Consider the following 2,538-nt stretch of genomic DNA (forward strand, 5'->3'; position numbering starts at 1 on the left):
TCTCATGCCTCCCTGGTTTCGAAATCGATCCGCGGATCGATCCARGTATAGGCGAGGTCGGAGAGCAGGTTCACCACGAGGCCGAGCAACGAGAAGATGTAGAGGTTGGCGAACACCACAGGGTAGTCTCGGTTGACGATGGATTCGAACGAAAGCAGGCCCAACCCGTCGAGGGAGAAAATCGTCTCGATCAACAGCGATCCGGCGAAGAAGGCGTGGATGAACGCGCCGGGAAAGCCGGCGATGACGATCAGCATCGCATTGCGAAAGACGTGGCCGTACAGCACCTGGCGTTCGGACAATCCCTTCATGCGCGCGGTCAGTACGTATTGCTTGCGGATCTCGTCGAGAAACGAGTTTTTCGTGAGAAGCGTCGAGGTTGCGAACGCTCCGAGCGCCATGGCGATAATCGGCAATGTGATGTGCCAGAGATAGTCCGTCGCTTTGYCGAGGAGTGAGAGCTGGTCCCAGTTTTCCGACGTCAAGCCCCGCAAGGGAAAGATCTGCCAGAACGAACCGCCGGCAAACAGGACGATCAGCAAGATGGCGAACAGGAAGCCAGGAATGGCGTAGCCGATGATGACGACGGCGGACGTCCAGACGTCGAACGACGATCCGTCCTTCACCGCCTTGCGGATGCCCAGCGGTATGGAAATCGCGTACGACAGCAGTGTCATCCACAAGCCGAGGGTGATCGAGACCGGCAGTTTCTCCTTGATCAACTGGAGCACGGAGATGTCGCGGAAATAGCTCTTGCCGAAATCGAAGCGGGAATAATCCCACAGCATCTTGAAGAAGCGCTCGTGGGCCGGCCTGTCGAACCCGAACTGAACTTCGAGCTGCTTGATGAATTGCGGATCGAGCCCTTGCGCGCCGCGATAGCGCGAGGACGAGGCGTCGCCGCTGGCGCTTCCGGATTGACCCTGGGCGCCGCCAGAAAAATCTCCCCCGCCACCGGATATCCGGGATGTGGCGCTCGAGCTCTGGCCCTGAAGCTGAGCGATGATGCGCTCCACCGGGCCGCCGGGTGCGAATTGGACGATCGTGAAGGAAATGAACATGATCCCGAACAAGGTCGGGATCATGAGCAGGATGCGGCGCAGGATATATGCGAGCATTAAGTATCCGTAGGGGCGCGGCCGATCGGGCCGAGTGGGGTGGCGCAGAAACCTGATGAGTATTTCAATCCGTATCCGAGGGCGCGGTCAAACCCGATATGGGGCATCTCGGAGGCTCGCGCCCCGCAAAGCGCGGTTTGGCCCAAAATCATAGCGGTTGCGGCAGGCTGAACGGCCCGCTGAGAGGCTGGCTGACCGTTTCCGCCGCGGTCGCATTCCGGGCAACGGTCACCCACGCCCGATTCGTTTTGCCTTCTCGGCATCGTACCACCAGGTCCCTGGAGCGCCGGAATTCAAGCGGGGTTGGATTTCCGGCCGGGCGAACTGGTCCCAATAGGCGATCCAGTCCGAATTCTTGAACCACATCGGAACCCAATATTGCCCCGAGCGCAGCACACGATCGAGCGCCCGACAGGCCGTATTCAGCGCCTCACGGGTGTCGGCCAGCCCCAGCCGCTCGATCAAGGCGTCGACGACCGGGTCGGCGATGCCGGCGATGTTGCGCGATCCCGGCTCCTTGCCCGATTCCGATCCGTACACGATGCGTAGATCGTCGCCCGGCGTCAGGGAGGATCCCAGAGCGCGGCTCGCCATATCGAAATCGTAATTCTCCATGCGGCGCTGATACTGAGCCGCGTCCACGATGCGCGACTGGGCGTCGATGCCGAGGCGTTTCAGATTGGCCTGAAACGGCTGCGTATGCGGCTGCAGCGACGCTTGGAAGTCGAGAAATTCGATGGTGAACGGTTTGCCGTTGGGCAATTTCAGAACGCCGCCTTCTCGGCGGCATCCGGCTTCGCGCAGCAATTCATCGGCCCGGCGAAGAAGGCGCCGGTCCTGGCCGGAACCGTCGGAGACTGGCGGCACGACGGGTTCGCCGAAGACGGCCGGCGCAAGCTTGTCCCGRAACGGCTCAAGTAGCGCAAGCTCTGCAGCGGAGGGCGGACCCTTCGCCTGCATGTCGGTGTTTTCGAAATACGACGTCTGCCGCTTGAACAGGCCGAACATGATATTCGCGTTCGTCCATTCGAAATCAAAGGCGAGACCGATGGCTTCGCGAATGCGAGGATCTTTGAAGGAGTCGCGGCGGGTGTTGAAATACCAACCTTGGATCGGCACCGGCCCACCGTCCTCGATGATCTCCTTTTTCACGCGTCCATCGCGAACGGCAGGGAAGTCGTATCCCGTCGCCCAGATGCGGGACGTATACTCCTCGTTGAAGTTCATCGCGCCGTTCTTGAACGCTTCGAACGCGACTGTCCTGTCGCGGAAATAGTCGTAACGGATGCGGTCGAAATTATTCAAGCCGACATTGACGGCCAGGTCCTTCGCCCAGTAATCGGCGACGCGCTCGAACTCGATGAAGCGCCCTTGCTCGAACCGGCCGACGCGATAGGCGCCCGAACCCAGCGGCGGATCG

Annotated in this window: 3 protein-coding genes; all 3 read right to left on the bottom strand. The window is 60.6% G+C overall.

Annotated elements, in window-relative coordinates; genetic code table 11:
* Positions 1 to 2: 2 nt before the first annotated feature.
* Complete coding sequence (locus AC1DT3_RS17750) at positions 3 to 1,118, bottom strand: microcin C ABC transporter permease YejB (protein ID WP_477466556.1); 1,116 nt, start codon at positions 1,116 to 1,118, stop codon at positions 3 to 5.
* The gene (locus AC1DT3_RS17755; RefSeq protein WP_477466557.1) at positions 1,118 to 1,381 is read right to left on the bottom strand and encodes a DUF4260 family protein; all 264 of its coding nucleotides are present in this window, start codon (positions 1,379 to 1,381) and stop codon (positions 1,118 to 1,120) included. The genes AC1DT3_RS17750 and AC1DT3_RS17755 overlap by 1 nt, the downstream gene beginning before the upstream one ends.
* Positions 1,347 to 2,538, bottom strand: a 1,192-nt coding sequence (locus AC1DT3_RS17760) for an extracellular solute-binding protein (RefSeq protein WP_477466558.1), incomplete at its 5' end; no start/stop codon positions are given. The genes AC1DT3_RS17755 and AC1DT3_RS17760, both read right to left, overlap by 35 nt.

It is taken from the genome of Microvirga sp. P4_G7 (assembly GCF_056401005.1).